Genomic DNA, 13,032 nt, shown 5'->3' on the forward strand with positions numbered 1-13,032 from the left:
GGCCGCTGCGGTGGGTGGGCAATTAGAGCCCCTGCGGCGATTGAGCAGCGGGGTTCGGGGCAGAGCCCCGATCTTTTGAGCCGCTGCGGCAGGCGGGCAATTCGAGCCCTGCGGCGGGTGGGCACATCAAGCCCCGCCGTCGGACGAGACTCGCGGGGTCCGGGGCGGAGCTCCGATCTTTCCAGCCCCGCCGGCGTTTGAGGCGCGGGGGCCGGGGCGGAGCCCCGTGGCGTAGGCAGAGGTGACCCGGTCCTTCACAGGGCCGACACCGCGGATCCATGGACTCCATTTGTCATGACCGCCTAAAACTGAACCAGCGTCAGGAAGTTGCCGCTCATCTCACCGTCCCCACGGAGCCGCCTGATGAGACACATACGGACCACATCGCGCCTCACCACCGGCATCACCACCCTGGCCACCCTCCTCGCCGCCACCCTCGCCCTCGCCCCCACGGCGACCGCGGCCCCCTCCGCCACCACCGCCGAGGCCACCTCCGTACGGGACGTGATCACCGACCCCGACGGGACCCGGCACACCCGTTACGACCGCACGTACGGTCAACTCCCCGTTCTCGGCGGGGACTTCGTCGTGCACCAGACCGCGGACGGCACGTACGAGGGCACCGACCGCGCCGTCTCCGGCAGCGTCTCCGTCCCCACCACCACGCCCCGCCTCTCCGCCCCCAAGGCCGCGGACCTCGCCACGACGCTCCTGCGCGAGGCCAACCCCGGCAGGGTGCTCCACAGCCTCATGGCCAAGCCGCAACTCGTCGTGGACGCACTGCACGGCAGCCCCAAACTGGCCTGGCGGACGACCGCCGCCGCGAAGGACTCGCTCGGCAACCCCATGGCCCGCACCGTCCTCACCGACGCCACCACCGGCGCCGGGATCGACGCCTGGGACAGCCTCGAAACCGCCACCTCCGCCGCGGCCACGGGCGACGGCCGCTCCCTCTACTCCGGCACCGTCCCCCTCACCACCACCGGCGCCTCCTCCGGCGGCTACCAGCTCGACGACTCCACCCGCGGCAACACCTACACCGGCGACGCCGCCAACAAGACCGACACCTGCATCCTCGGCATCTGCCTGGAGCGCGCCCCCGCCAAGGTCTACAAGGACGCCGACAACCACTGGGGCACCGGAAAGACCGCGGACCGGAGCACGGCCGCCGTGGACGCCCAGTACGGCACCGACCAGACGTGGGACTACTACAAGGACGTCCACGGCCGGATCGGCATAGCCGACGACGGCAAGGGCTCGTACAACCGCGTCCACTACGGCAAGGACTACAACAACGCCTTCTGGGACGACAACTGCTTCTGCATGACGTACGGGGACGGCGACGGCAAGACGTTCGGCCCGCTGGTCGCCCTCGACGTCACGGGCCACGAGATGTCCCACGGCGTCACCTCCTCCACCGCGGCCCTCACCTACTCCGGCGAGTCCGGCGGCCTCAACGAGGCCACCTCCGACATCTTCGGCACGCTCGTCGAGTTCCACGCGAAGAACGCCTCCGACCCCGGCGACTGGCTCATCGGCGAGAAGATCGTCAAGCCCGGCGCGAAGACAGCGGCGCTGCGCTTCATGGACAAGCCGAGCCGCGACGGCAAGTCGGCGGACTGCTGGAACTCCGACGTCGCCGGCCTGGACGTGCACTACTCCTCCGGCGTCGCGAACCACTTCGCGTATCTGCTCGCGGAGGGCAGCGGCCCGAAGACGATCGGCGGCGTCCACAACGACAGCCCCACGTGCGACAAGTCGAAGCTCACCGGCATCGGCAAGGAGAAGCTCGGCAAGATCTGGTACCGCGCGCTGACCATCTACATGACGTCGTCGACGGACTACAAGGGCGCACGCACGGCGACGCTGAAGGCCGCCAAGGACCTGTACGGGGCGGACAGCAAGGAGCACGCGGCGGTCGCGGCCACCTGGTCGGCCGTGGCGGTGAACTGACCGGGCATCACCCGGGCGCCACCTCCGTCACCCGGTCGCACGCCTCCCCGCCCGCTTCGGGTACTTTCCGGCGGACACGCCGGTGACCTGCTGGAACGTACCCGTCGGGCCGTCAGAAGTACTGCCTACGCAGGTGTCATGACGTCACATCAGGAGGCGGGCGGCCACGACTGGCACTTACCTCGACCTTGGCAGGGCGCGCCCGTCGCCCGCGAAGGAGCTTGGACGATGCGCGTGCGCAGGGGCATGGGCCGACCGCTGACCGCGGCGGCGTTCCTCACCACCGCGGCCACGACGGCGATGCTCGCCGTCGCCGCCCCTGCGACCGCCGCGCAGGGCGGCCTGGAGGTCTACCCGGCGACGGCTGCCCCGGGCGACCGCGTCACGGTGGACACCACCGCGTGCGGCGGGAGCGACACGGCCACCGGTGACGCCAGCGCGGTCGGCGCGGGCACCTTCACACTGGCGCCGGCCACCCCGAACGCCTCGAACGCCAGGGGTCGCTTCCGGATCCCGGTGTCCGCGCAGCCGGGAACGTACGAGATCGTCGCGAAGTGCGCGAGCGGCCCCGAGGTGACGGGCGACCTCATCGTCTCCGTGACCGGCACCGGCGCCTCCGTGGCCCAGCTCCCCAGGGGCCACGTGAACACGGGCGTCGGCGGCGCGCTCGGCCCCGAACCCACGCGGACCTCCGCGGGCGTGGCGGCGCTGGCGCTGGCCGCCGCGGGCGGCACCTGGCTGCTGCACCGCAGGGCACGCGGCGACCGCATCTGAGCCCGGTCCGCCCCCTCTCCCCCTCCCCACGAAGTACCGCCCCGTGAAGAACTGCGAGGAACCCCAGCCCCCATGCGCAACCCCAAGCGCACCGGCACCCGCCCGCGCGCCACGCACCGCGTGAACTCCGCCATAGGAGCAGCCACCACCCTGGCCCTCGCCGCCGGCGCCTGGCTCCTGGCCAGCGGCGCGGAGGGGCAGCCGCCGCCCCAGCCGTCCGCCGCGCAGGCCCGCGTCGACCGGGACCGCGAAGCACCGGCCGCCGCTCCCCTGGCACCGTCCCCGCCGGACCGCGTCCGCATCCCGTCGATCGAGGTCGACGCCCCGCTGATGGGCCTGGAGCTGACCCGCTCCGGCAGCCTCGACGTGCCTCCGGCCGGCAACAAGAACCTCGCGGGCTGGTACGAGGCGGGCACCAAACCCGGCGAGACGGGTACGGCTGTGGTCGCGGGCCACGTCGACAACGCGCGCGGCCCGTCCGTCTTCTACGCCCTGGGCTCGCTGAAGCGTGGCCGCACGATCGAGGTGGAGCGGCGGGACGGTTCGGCCGCGGTGTTCACGGTGGACGCGGTCGAGGTGTACGACGCGAAGCACTTCCCCGACGCGAAGGTCTACGGCGCGGCCCGCCGCCCCGAACTCCGGGTGATCACGTGCGGCGGACCGTACTCACGCAAGACGGGCTACCAGGGGAACGTCGTCGTCTTCGCGCACCTGACGGGCAGCCGGTAGCCGCGCCCAAAAGGGAGTCGGCTCACGCCACCCACTGCTCGTACGCCATCTTCACCACCAGCGCGCACACCACCGTCAGCAGCACCACGCGCACGAACCCGGCGCCCCGCTTCAGCGCGGTGTGCGCGCCCACCATGCCGCCCGCCAGGTTGAACACCGCCATCAGGCCCGCGAGCTGCCAGTACACCTGGCCCTTCCAGGCGAACATCGCCAACGCGCCCGCGTTGGTGCAGCAGTTGACGATCTTCGCGGTGGCGGAGGCGGTGACCAGGTCGAGGTGGAGGATCGCGGTCAGGGCGAGGACCAGGAAGGTGCCGGTGCCCGGCCCGATCAGGCCGTCGTAGAAGCCGATGCCGAGGCCCGCGAAGCCGATGGCGGCCCAGATCCGGCGGGGCGAGGCGGGGATCGCCGTCGGCGCCGTGCCGAACGCCGGGCGGAAGATCACGAACGCGCCCACCGCCACGAGCACCACCATCACGACCGGCTTGAGGACCTCCGTGCTCATCCCCGTCGCGAGCAGCGCCCCGCCGGTCGACCCGACGAGCGCGGCCGTGCCGATGCGGACGGCGAGTCGTACGTCGACGGGGGCCTTGCGGGCGTAGGTGACGGCGGCGCCGGTGGTGCCGACGATGGCGACGGCCTTGTTGGTGCCGAGGGCGTGGCCCGCCGCGGCGGAGTTCGGCAGACCGAGGAGAAGGGCCGGGAGCAGGAGCAGTCCGCCGCCGCCCACCACCGCGTCGACCCAGCCCGCCGCGAGCGCGGCGACGCACAGGACGACGACGGTGGTCAGGGATATGTCAGGCATGATCAGGACTCTACGGATCCGCCGCCTGCACGGCCCACGGCCCCCTGGAAGGCTGAGCTGGATCTGAGGGTTCCGTACCGGTATGTGGGACGGCCCGGTCGGGGGCCGGGGGCGCCGCCGGTTCGACGGTGAGCGCGAGGCACGCCGCGACCACGGCGCTGGCCGAGGCGAGCCCGGCGGTGAGCCTGCGACGGGCCTGGACGGTGGGGGCGTGTGCGGTGCGGGTGGGTCTGGTGTGGCGGCCCATGGCGGTGTGTCTTCTCTTCTCCGGGAGAGGGGGCGGGGCTGGGCGTGGCGTCGCGTGGTCAGTACGTGAAGGACTCCGCGTATATGCGGCTCTCGGGGACGCCGGCCCTGTTCAGTGCCGCCGTCGCCGTCGTCGTCATGCCGGGCGGGCCGCACAAGTAGACGTCGTGGTCCGCGAGTTCGGGCACGAGGTCGCGCAGGGCCCCCGGGGCGAGGGAGTCGAAGGCCGCACCCGAGGGGCCGAGGAGATAGTGCAGGGCCGCCTTGCGGGTGCGGGCGATGGACTCCAACTCCTCGCGCAGGACCAGCTGTTCGGCGCTGCTCGCGCGGTAGAGGAGCGTGATGTCCCCGGGTTCGCCGGGGAGCGTCTCGAACAGCGCCCGCAGCGGCGTGATGCCCACTCCCCCGGCCAGCAGCAGCACCTTGCGCCGGGTGCGGCGGTGCGCCGTGAGCGCGCCGAACGGTCCGGTCGCGACCACCCGCACCCCGGGCCGCAGCCTCCGCACCCGGCGGGTGTGGTCGCCGACGGCCTTCACGGTGATCCGGACGTGGTCGCCGTCGACCGGCGCGGACAGGGAGAACGGCAGCGCCGTGTGCCACAGCCGCCGCGTCAGGAACCGCCAGCGCAGGAACTGGCCCGGCTCCGCGCGCAGCAGGCCCAGGTCGGTGCCGCGCATCAGGACCGAGGCGACGCCGGGGCCCTCCTGCCGTACGTCGACGATCCGCAGCCGGTGCCGCAGCGCCTGCCGCACCGGCACGACCAGCCGGTACCAGACCAGCAGCACCGCGACGGTGGCGTGCAGCAGCGTCCAGAATCCGAGGCTGAGCGGGCTGGACGCGATGTCGGGTCCTGAGAGCTGGTGGGCGAAGGCCAGCGCCGCGGCGACGTACGTCAGCAGGTGCAGCCCCTGCCACGCGCCGTGCCCGACGCGGCGGCGGACGGCGCGGGCGCTGCTCACGCCGACCGCGGCGAACAGCACGGTGCCGGCCGCTGCGGCGGCGAGCCCCGGGTAGCCGAGCAGCTCGGTGACCGTGCCGACCAGGTCGGTTCCGGTGTGCGCCGCGTACCCGCACAGGGCGAGCAGGACGTGGGCGGCGCAGAGGGTGAGGACGTGGCGGCCGCCGCGCGCGTGGTGGCGGGCGAGCCGGTCGGCTCCGATGCCGTGCTCGACGGCGGGCACCCGGGCCATGAGGAAGAGCATGACCAGGATTCCGTACCCGGCGAGCAGGCCGGTCAGATGGGCGCCGGTCGTGAACAGCGCGTCGATCCGTGCCGAGGGGCGGACCTGCGCCATCCACAGAGCGGTCACGAGCAGCGCGCCCGCGCGGATCCCCGCCCGCAGCTGGTGCGCGGTGAGCCGGGCGGGCGCGGCGGGCCGCACGCGGGGTGCCCTGCGGGGGCGCGGCGGGATCGGCGGTGCCTTGCGGCGCCGCTCGGTCTGCCTGCGGTAGGACGCCAGAGCGGGGTAGCGGGCGAGTTCGTGGTCGACGGCCTTGGTGGTCACGACCGGCACACTAGGCTCGACGGACCCCGGATTTCGGCTGGTCAGCGCCGTACGAACGATCCTTAAGGCGCCCTTGAGGACGGACTGAACACGGGTTAAGCCATCGACGGCGAACGACCCTCACCAGGCCCCTCACAGACCCGCCGCCGCGCCCGTACGGAACCCTCACACCGCCACCCGCCCCCCGCTGAGCGCAGCGTTCCTCGTGGGAAACGAAGGAGACGCCACCGAGAAACACCCGCCACGCACGCTGCGATACATGACCGCACCGTACGAGCACGACGACGCCACGACCGGCCCCGGCCGCGTCGTCGTCATCGGCACCGGCCTCGCCGGGACCCGTATCGCCCACCGCCTGGGCGAGCGGGCCATGCTGATCGGCGAGGAGGCGCACGCCCCGTACAACCGCGTGCTGCTCGCGGAGGTGCTGGCCGGGACGTACGCGCCGGAGGTCATCGAGCTGCCCCGCGCCACCGTTCCGCACCTGCGCACCCGCGCCGTCCGGATCGACCGCGAGCGGCGGCTCGTCCAGTGCGAGAACGGGGACGAGGTCGCATACGACACCCTCGTCCTCGCCACCGGCTCGAACCCGGTACTGCCCCCGCTGCGCGGCCTGTTCGCACCCGAGGCCACCGAACTGCCGGGCGGCGTCCACGCGTTCCGCACGATGGACGACTGCCTGGCGCTGTCCGAGGCCGTCACCGATGGCACCCGCGCCGTCGTCATCGGCGGCGGCCTCCTCGGCGTCTCGGCGGCCCGCGCGCTCGCCCGGCGCGGCGCGCAGGTGGTCCTCACCCAGCAGTCCGAGCGGCTCATGGAGCGCCAGCTCGACCCGAACTCCTCCGAACTCGTCCGCCGCCACCTCACCGCGCTCGGCGTGGAGATCCACACCGAGTGCCGGGTGCGCGGCGTCGGCGTCGTCGAAGGACACGTGCGCCGCGTCGAGCTGCACGACGGCTACGTGCTCGGCACCGACGTCACCGTCCTCGCCTGCGGCGTCCGCCCGCGCGCCGGTCTCGCGCAGGCCGCGGGGCTCGACGTCCGCAAGGGGATCGTCGTCGACGACGCGCTGCGCACCAGCGATCCCCGCATCCGCGCGGTCGGCGACTGCGCCCAGCACGCCGACACCGTCTACGGCCTCGCGACGCCGGCCCTGGAACAGGCCGACGCGCTCGCCGACCTGCTGACCGGGGCCGACGCGGGGCACCCCGGGTACACCGGCACCCGCACCCTGACCCGGCTCACCCTCCCGCACGAGGCCGGCCCTCTGGACCTCGCCGCGTTCGGCGAGACCGAGGCGCTGCCCGGCGACGACGTCGTGCAGCTCGCCGACGCCACCCGCGGCACGTACCGGAAGGTCGTCGTGCGCGGCGACCGGCTGGTCGGCGGGGTGCTGATCGGGGAACTGACCACGGTCGGCGCGCTCGCACACGCCTGGGAGTCCGACGAATCACTGCCCGCCGACGACGCTGTCGGCGCGCCTCTGCTGCACCTGCTCACCCACGACGGAGGCCTCTGACATGCCGACCGACAAGGCACTGCCCACGATCGTCCTCATCGGCCACGGCATGGTCGGCCAGCGTTTCCTCGAGGCCGCCGCCGAGCGCGGGCTCACGGACTCGCACCGGGTGGTCGTCCTGTGCGAGGAGCCGCGTCCCGCCTACGACCGCGTGCACCTCACCTCGTACTTCTCGGGCACCACGCCCGAGGAACTCTCCATGACGGACCCGGAGTTCATCGAGAAGCACGGCATCGAGCTGTACGTCGGCGACCCCGCCGTGGTCGTCGACCGCGAGTCCCGCGTCGTGCACGCCCGCTCCGGGCTCAAGGTCCCCTACGACACGATGGTCCTTGCCACCGGCTCGTACCCGTTCGTCCCGCCAGTGCCCGGCAAGGACGCGACCGGCTGCTTCGTGTACCGGACGATCGAGGACCTGTACGCGATCGAGGAGTACGCGAAGAACAACGCGACGGTCGGCGCCGTGGTCGGCGGCGGCCTCCTCGGGCTTGAGGCCGCGGGCGCGCTGCAGGGGCTCGGACTCGCCACCCACATCGTCGAGTTCGCGCCGCGCCTGATGCCGGTGCAGGTAGACGAGGGCGGCGGCGCGGCCCTGTTCAAGACCATCAGCGACATGGGGCTCGACGTGCACACGGGCGTCGGCACCCAGGAGATCGTCACGGGCGAAGGGGACGCGGTGCGCGGCATGAAGCTGTCGGACGGCAGCGAACTCGCCACGGACCTCGTCGTCTTCTCCGCCGGCGTCCGCCCCCGCGACCAACTCGCCCGCGACATGGGCCTTCTCGTCGGGGAGCGCGGCGGCATCACCGTCGACGAGCGGTGCCGCACCAGCGACCCCGACATCTTCGCGATCGGCGAGTGCGCGCTGGCCTCGGACGGCCGGGTGTACGGGCTCGTGGCCCCCGGCTACGAGATGGCGCTCGCGGTCGCCGACACCATCGCCGACGAGGACGCGTCGTTCACCGGCGCCGACCTCTCCACCAAGCTGAAGCTGCTCGGCGTCGACGTCGCCTCGTTCGGCGACGCGCACGGCGCCACCGACGGCTGCCTCGACGTCGTCTACTCGGACTCGCGCTCGGGCACGTACAAGAAGCTCGTGATCGGCGGCGAGGGCGAGCTGCTCGGCGGCATCCTCGTCGGCGACGCGGAGGCGTACGGGACGCTGCGCGCGCTCACCGGGACCGTGCCGCCGATCGCCCCGGAGCAGCTGGTCCTCCCTGCGGGCGCGGGCGCACCTGCCCAGCTCGGCCCGGAGGCGCTGCCCGACGAGGCCGTCATCTGTTCCTGCCACAACGTCACGAAGGGCGCGATCTGCGAGCACACCTCGCTGCCCGAGGTGAAGAAGTGCACCAAGGCCGGTACCGGCTGCGGGAGTTGCGTCAAGCTCATCGGCCAGCTGCTGCCGAAGAGCGGTGACGACGGGCTGTGCGGCTGCTTCAAGCACACCCGCGAGCAGCTGTACGAGATCGTGCGCGTCAAGCGGATCACGACGTACGCCCAACTCCTCGACGAGCACGGCCGGGAGGGTGCGCGCGGCGGCGAGGGCTGCGAGATCTGCAAGCCGACCGTCGGCTCGATCATCGCCTCGCTCGCCCCGTCGATCGGCGCGGACGGCTACGTCCTCGACGGCGAGCAGGCCGCCCTCCAGGACACCAACGACCACTTCCTCGCCAACCTCCAGAAGAACGGTTCGTACTCGGTCGTGCCCCGGATCCCCGGCGGCGAGATCACCCCCGAGAAACTGATCGTGATCGGGGAGGTCGCGCGGGACTTCGGTCTCTACACGAAGATCACGGGCGGCCAGCGCATCGACCTGTTCGGCGCGCGGGTCGACCAACTGCCCATGATTTGGGCCAGGTTGGTGGACGCCGGCTTCGAGTCCGGGCACGCGTACGGCAAGGCGCTGCGGACCGTGAAGTCGTGCGTGGGGCAGACCTGGTGCCGTTACGGGGTGCAGGACTCGGTCCGGATGGCGATCGACCTGGAGCTGCGCTACCGGGGCCTGCGAGCACCGCACAAGCTGAAGTCGGCGGTCTCCGGGTGCGCCCGCGAGTGCGCGGAGGCCCAGTCGAAGGACTTCGGCGTCATCGCCACGGCCAACGGCTGGAACCTGTACGTGGGCGGCAACGGCGGCATGACGCCCCGTCACGCCGACCTGCTGGCAAAGGACTTGAGCGACGCCGAGCTGATCCGGCTGATCGACCGGTTCCTGATGTTCTACATCCGCACCGCCGACCGCCTGGAGCGCACCGCGACCTGGCTGGAGCGGATCGAGGGCGGGCTCGACCACGTACGGGACGTCGTCGTGCACGACTCGCTCGGCATCTGCGACGAGCTCGAAGCCCTGATGCGGGCGCACGTCGCGCACTACCGCGACGAGTGGGCCGAGACCATCGAGGACCCCGAGCGCCTCTCCCGCTTCGTCTCCTTCGTCAACGCCCCCGACACCCCGGACCCGACGGTCCGCTTCATGCCCGAGCGCGACCAGATCAAGCCCGAACTGCCGCTGATTCCCCTGGAAGGACTGACCGTCCGATGACCATCGCTCCTGAGATCACGACGACCACCCTCGTGCGACTCGACGTGGACGGCGAGCTGTTGGCCGTGTGCGAACCGTCCCGCCTGAGCGCGGGTCGCGGGGTCGCCGTCCTGCTGCCGGACGACCGGCAGGCCGCGGTCTTCATGGACCGCACGGGCCGCGTGTACGCGATCGACAACACCGACCCGTTCACCGGGGCGTCCGTGCTCTCGCGAGGGCTGCTCGGCTCGGCGGAGGGACGGCCGTTCGTGGCGTCGCCGCTGCTGAAGCAGCGGTTCGACCTGGAGACGGGGCGGTGCCTGGACGACGACGGGGTCACCGTCCGGACGTACGCGGTGCGTTGACACCCCCTTCACGGGGCAGTGACATCAGTCACAGAGAAAACACAGGGATAGAGAGCAACTTTCACAATCTGTCCATATTTCAACTCCAGTAAGCACAGAACAGCGCTTACACCGGGACAGAAAGCCCCGCACGGGCGCCCTCGAACCGCCTTAGGATCTCGGCCTCAGCGCTTACACGCGCCTTACTCCGAACTCCGAACAGAGGGCGTTCCGTGCAGATCCGTCAGATTCTCGCGACAGCCGCAGTCGCCGCCGTGACCGCTCCGGTGGCGCTGCTGTCCGTCTCTCCGGCGTACGCCGGGACCCAGTCCAGCGTGCAGACCCAGGAGAAGTCCTCCATAGCCAAGTTGAAGAAGGCTGTGAAGGAGGCGAGAGCGGCGTACCGCGCGGCTGTCGCCGCCGAGCAGGCCCTGGAGAAGGAGCTCGACGCCACGACGGCCCCGGAGCACCCGCTCATGGTCGCCCTCGCCGACGCGAAGAAGGACGCCGAGGCCGCCGCGAAGGCGAAGGACGAGGCCGACGCGGCCGTCGTCGCCGCGGAGCAGAAGCTGGCCGAAGCCAACGCCGGCGAGGACGAGGCCGCCAAGGCCGCCGCCGAGAAGGCGCTCACCGACGCCAAGGCCGCCGCGACCGGGGCCGCCACCGCCAAGACCGACGCCGACGCCAAGGTCACCGCGGCCGACACGGCCCTCGACGACAACCGCGTCGCGATCGCCCGGAAGATCCACAAGGCCCAGCAGGACGTCAAGGCCGCGCTCGCCACGAAGGAAGCCGCCGAGAAGGCCCTCGCCGACGCGAAGGACGAGCAGCCCGGTCCGGACGAGCCGACGGACCCCGAGTGCAAGGAAGGTGCCGCGCTCAAGGCCACCCTCCCCGGCCTGCCGTCCAAGATCGCCGCCGGCTCCACGGTCGACTTCCGGCTGCGCCTGACCAACGGCACCGGGCGGACCCTCGACGAGGTGCTGCCGTTCGCGAGTGTGGGCGCGGGCGACAAGTCCGACAAGGACATCACCAGCAAGCTGCACCTCAAGTCCAAGCAGGGCGGCCAGTGGAAGTCCGTCCCGGCGGACGACTACGCGGGTAGGTTCACCAACGTGAAGGCGGGCGCGCACGTCGATCTGCCGCTGCGCCTGTCGATCGACCGCTCGGCACCTGCCGGCTACGGCATCAGCGCCGCCGTGGGCGCGTACTTCAACGAGGACGCCACCTGCGGCGTCGGCGACTTGGTCGCGTACAACTTCACGATCAACCCGGTCGGCGCCGGCAACTCCGACACCCCCGCCGGCGAGGGCAACAAGCCCAAGCCGCAGGGCAGCGCCTCCCCCGTCGCCACCTCCGGCTCGGGCAACGGCTCCGGCACCACGGACGGCTCCCTCGCCTCCACCGGCTCCTCCTCCGCCCTGCCGACGATCGGCCTGGCGGGCGGCGCGGCCGTCGTGGTCGGCGCCGGTGCGGTGTTCGTGATGCGCCGCCGCAAGGCCGACGCCAACAGCTGAGGCCGGCACGCATAGCCGACGGCGGACCGGTGCCCCTGCTGGAGGGGGCGCCGGTCCGCCGTCTTTATCAGCTCTGCCCGCCTGTCGCCCTCATCGGCCAAGCGCCTTGAAGTCCACGCCCGTCAGCTGCTCCGACGCGGCCCACAGCCGCTCCCCCGCCGCGTCGTTGACCGTCCACGACGCCCGCCAGGACTTGATGGGGGCGCCGCGCCACATCATCACGCGCGGGCCGTAGAAGTCGTCGGGCCGTACGTCCGGGGCCGTGGCCGCGCGCAGCGTCGGCAGCGCTCCGTCCTCGGCGGGCTGCCCGAAGAACCGGTTGCCGACCTCGAAGAACCGTTCCGCGCCCTTGCGGCCCTCCATCCGGGCGCTGCGCGCCTGCAGCTCCGTGGCCGCGTAGCCGGGGTGCGCCGCGGCCGCCACGAGCCCCGCACCCGCCGCCTCCACCTGCCGCGCCAGCTCGTGCACGAACAGCAGGTTGGCCGTCTTGGACCGCCCGTAGGCGACCCAACGCCCGTACTTCCTCTCGCTGTTGAGGTCGGCGATGTCGATGTTGGCGAGGGCGTGCAGCCCGCTGGAGACGGAGACGACGCGGGGCGCGGGCGCCGCGAGCAGGCCCGGCAGCAGCAGCCCGGTCAGCGCGAAGTGCCCCAGGTGGTTCACGCCGAACTGGGTCTCGAAGCCGTCGGCGGTGCGGCCGTACGGGAGGGCCATCACGCCCGCGTTGTTGACCAGGAGGTCGAGCGGGCGGTCCTCACGGGCCTCGGCGAAGGCCCGTACCGAGGCGAGGTCACCGAGGTCGAGCCGCGCGAACTCGGCCTGCGCACCGGGGACTTCGGACGTCAGACGCTCCAGGGCCGCGACGCCCCGCTGCTCGCTGCGGCAGGCCAGGACCACGTGGGCGCCCGCGCGGGCCAGTTCGCGTGCGGTGACGTAGCCGATGCCGGTGTTGGCTCCGGTGACCACCGCCGTACGGCCCTGCTGGTCGGGGATGTCGGTCGCGCTCCAGCCGCTCATGGGTCGGCTCTCCTTCGGGGGGACGTCGTCAGTGGGGGTTACCGAAGGGTACGCACACGCCGAAAAGGGCGGCACCCCCCGCACAGGGGTGCCGCCCTTTCGTGG

10 protein-coding genes are annotated in these 13,032 nt (G+C 72.2%); 7 read left to right on the plus strand and 3 right to left on the minus strand.

Annotated features, from left to right (window positions below; translation table 11 throughout):
* Nucleotides 1-363 precede the first annotated feature (363 nt).
* The 3 genes from OHA73_RS15625 (at nt 364) to OHA73_RS15635 (ending at nt 3,456) form a co-directional block, all read left to right on the plus strand.
* Nucleotides 364-1,953, plus strand: coding sequence for a M4 family metallopeptidase (locus tag OHA73_RS15625; RefSeq protein WP_327655329.1), 1,590 nt, complete (start codon nt 364-366; stop codon nt 1,951-1,953).
* Nucleotides 1,954-2,181: 228 nt separating this feature from the next.
* Nucleotides 2,182-2,727 (plus strand): hypothetical protein, encoded by a 546-nt coding sequence (locus OHA73_RS15630; RefSeq protein WP_443063081.1) that lies wholly within the window; start codon nt 2,182-2,184, stop codon nt 2,725-2,727.
* A gap of 72 nt (nt 2,728-2,799) precedes the next feature.
* Nucleotides 2,800-3,456 (plus strand): class F sortase, encoded by a 657-nt coding sequence (locus tag OHA73_RS15635; RefSeq protein WP_327655330.1) that lies wholly within the window; start codon nt 2,800-2,802, stop codon nt 3,454-3,456.
* A gap of 22 nt (nt 3,457-3,478) precedes the next feature.
* Here the strand turns inward: OHA73_RS15635 and OHA73_RS15640 are convergent, their stop codons facing one another.
* Nucleotides 3,479-4,261 carry a sulfite exporter TauE/SafE family protein gene (locus tag OHA73_RS15640; protein WP_327655331.1) on the minus strand — a complete coding sequence of 261 codons (783 nt, stop codon included), beginning with the start codon at nt 4,259-4,261 and terminating at the stop codon, nt 3,479-3,481.
* 305 nt (nt 4,262-4,566) lie between these two features.
* Nucleotides 4,567-6,021 (minus strand): ferredoxin reductase family protein, encoded by a 1,455-nt coding sequence (locus OHA73_RS15645; protein WP_443063082.1) that lies wholly within the window; start codon nt 6,019-6,021, stop codon nt 4,567-4,569.
* Between the two features lie 250 nt (nt 6,022-6,271).
* On the opposite strand from OHA73_RS15645, the gene OHA73_RS15650 reads away from it, so the two are divergent.
* From OHA73_RS15650 to OHA73_RS15665, 4 genes are all read left to right on the plus strand, one after another.
* The gene (locus tag OHA73_RS15650; RefSeq protein ID WP_327655333.1) at nt 6,272-7,531 is read left to right on the plus strand and encodes an NAD(P)/FAD-dependent oxidoreductase; all 1,260 of its coding nucleotides are present in this window, start codon (nt 6,272-6,274) and stop codon (nt 7,529-7,531) included.
* A gap of 1 nt (nt 7,532) precedes the next feature.
* Nucleotides 7,533-10,070 (plus strand): nitrite reductase large subunit NirB, encoded by a 2,538-nt coding sequence (nirB, locus tag OHA73_RS15655; RefSeq protein ID WP_327655334.1) that lies wholly within the window; start codon nt 7,533-7,535, stop codon nt 10,068-10,070.
* Nucleotides 10,067-10,414: a nitrite reductase small subunit NirD gene (nirD, locus tag OHA73_RS15660; protein ID WP_327655335.1), complete on the plus strand. Its 348-nt coding sequence runs from the start codon at nt 10,067-10,069 to the stop codon at nt 10,412-10,414. The genes nirB and nirD overlap by 4 nt, the downstream gene beginning before the upstream one ends.
* A 212-nt stretch (nt 10,415-10,626) precedes the next feature.
* Nucleotides 10,627-11,910: an LPXTG cell wall anchor domain-containing protein gene (locus tag OHA73_RS15665; protein ID WP_327655336.1), complete on the plus strand. Its 1,284-nt coding sequence runs from the start codon at nt 10,627-10,629 to the stop codon at nt 11,908-11,910.
* Between the two features lie 90 nt (nt 11,911-12,000).
* Here OHA73_RS15665 and OHA73_RS15670 read toward each other — a convergent pair whose 3' ends face one another.
* The gene (locus OHA73_RS15670) at nt 12,001-12,927 is read right to left on the minus strand and encodes an oxidoreductase (RefSeq protein ID WP_267070539.1); all 927 of its coding nucleotides are present in this window, start codon (nt 12,925-12,927) and stop codon (nt 12,001-12,003) included.
* Between the last annotated feature and the right edge of the window lie 105 nt (nt 12,928-13,032).

Source organism: Streptomyces sp. NBC_00483 (assembly GCF_036013745.1).
In the GTDB taxonomy this organism is placed as follows: domain Bacteria; phylum Actinomycetota; class Actinomycetes; order Streptomycetales; family Streptomycetaceae; genus Streptomyces.

Coding starts and splice junctions, on each gene's coding strand:
- OHA73_RS15625 (WP_327655329.1), top strand. CDS start 364: ATGAGACACATACGGACCACATCGCGCCTCACCACCGGCATCACCACC.
- OHA73_RS15635 (WP_327655330.1), top strand. CDS start 2,800: ATGCGCAACCCCAAGCGCACCGGCACCCGCCCGCGCGCCACGCACCGC.
- nirD (WP_327655335.1), top strand. CDS start 10,067: ATGACCATCGCTCCTGAGATCACGACGACCACCCTCGTGCGACTCGAC.
- OHA73_RS15640 (WP_327655331.1), bottom strand. CDS start 4,261: ATGCCTGACATATCCCTGACCACCGTCGTCGTCCTGTGCGTCGCCGCG.
- nirB (WP_327655334.1), top strand. CDS start 7,533: ATGCCGACCGACAAGGCACTGCCCACGATCGTCCTCATCGGCCACGGC.
- OHA73_RS15670 (WP_267070539.1), bottom strand. CDS start 12,927: ATGAGCGGCTGGAGCGCGACCGACATCCCCGACCAGCAGGGCCGTACG.
- OHA73_RS15630 (WP_443063081.1), top strand. CDS start 2,182: ATGCGCGTGCGCAGGGGCATGGGCCGACCGCTGACCGCGGCGGCGTTC.
- OHA73_RS15650 (WP_327655333.1), top strand. CDS start 6,272: ATGACCGCACCGTACGAGCACGACGACGCCACGACCGGCCCCGGCCGC.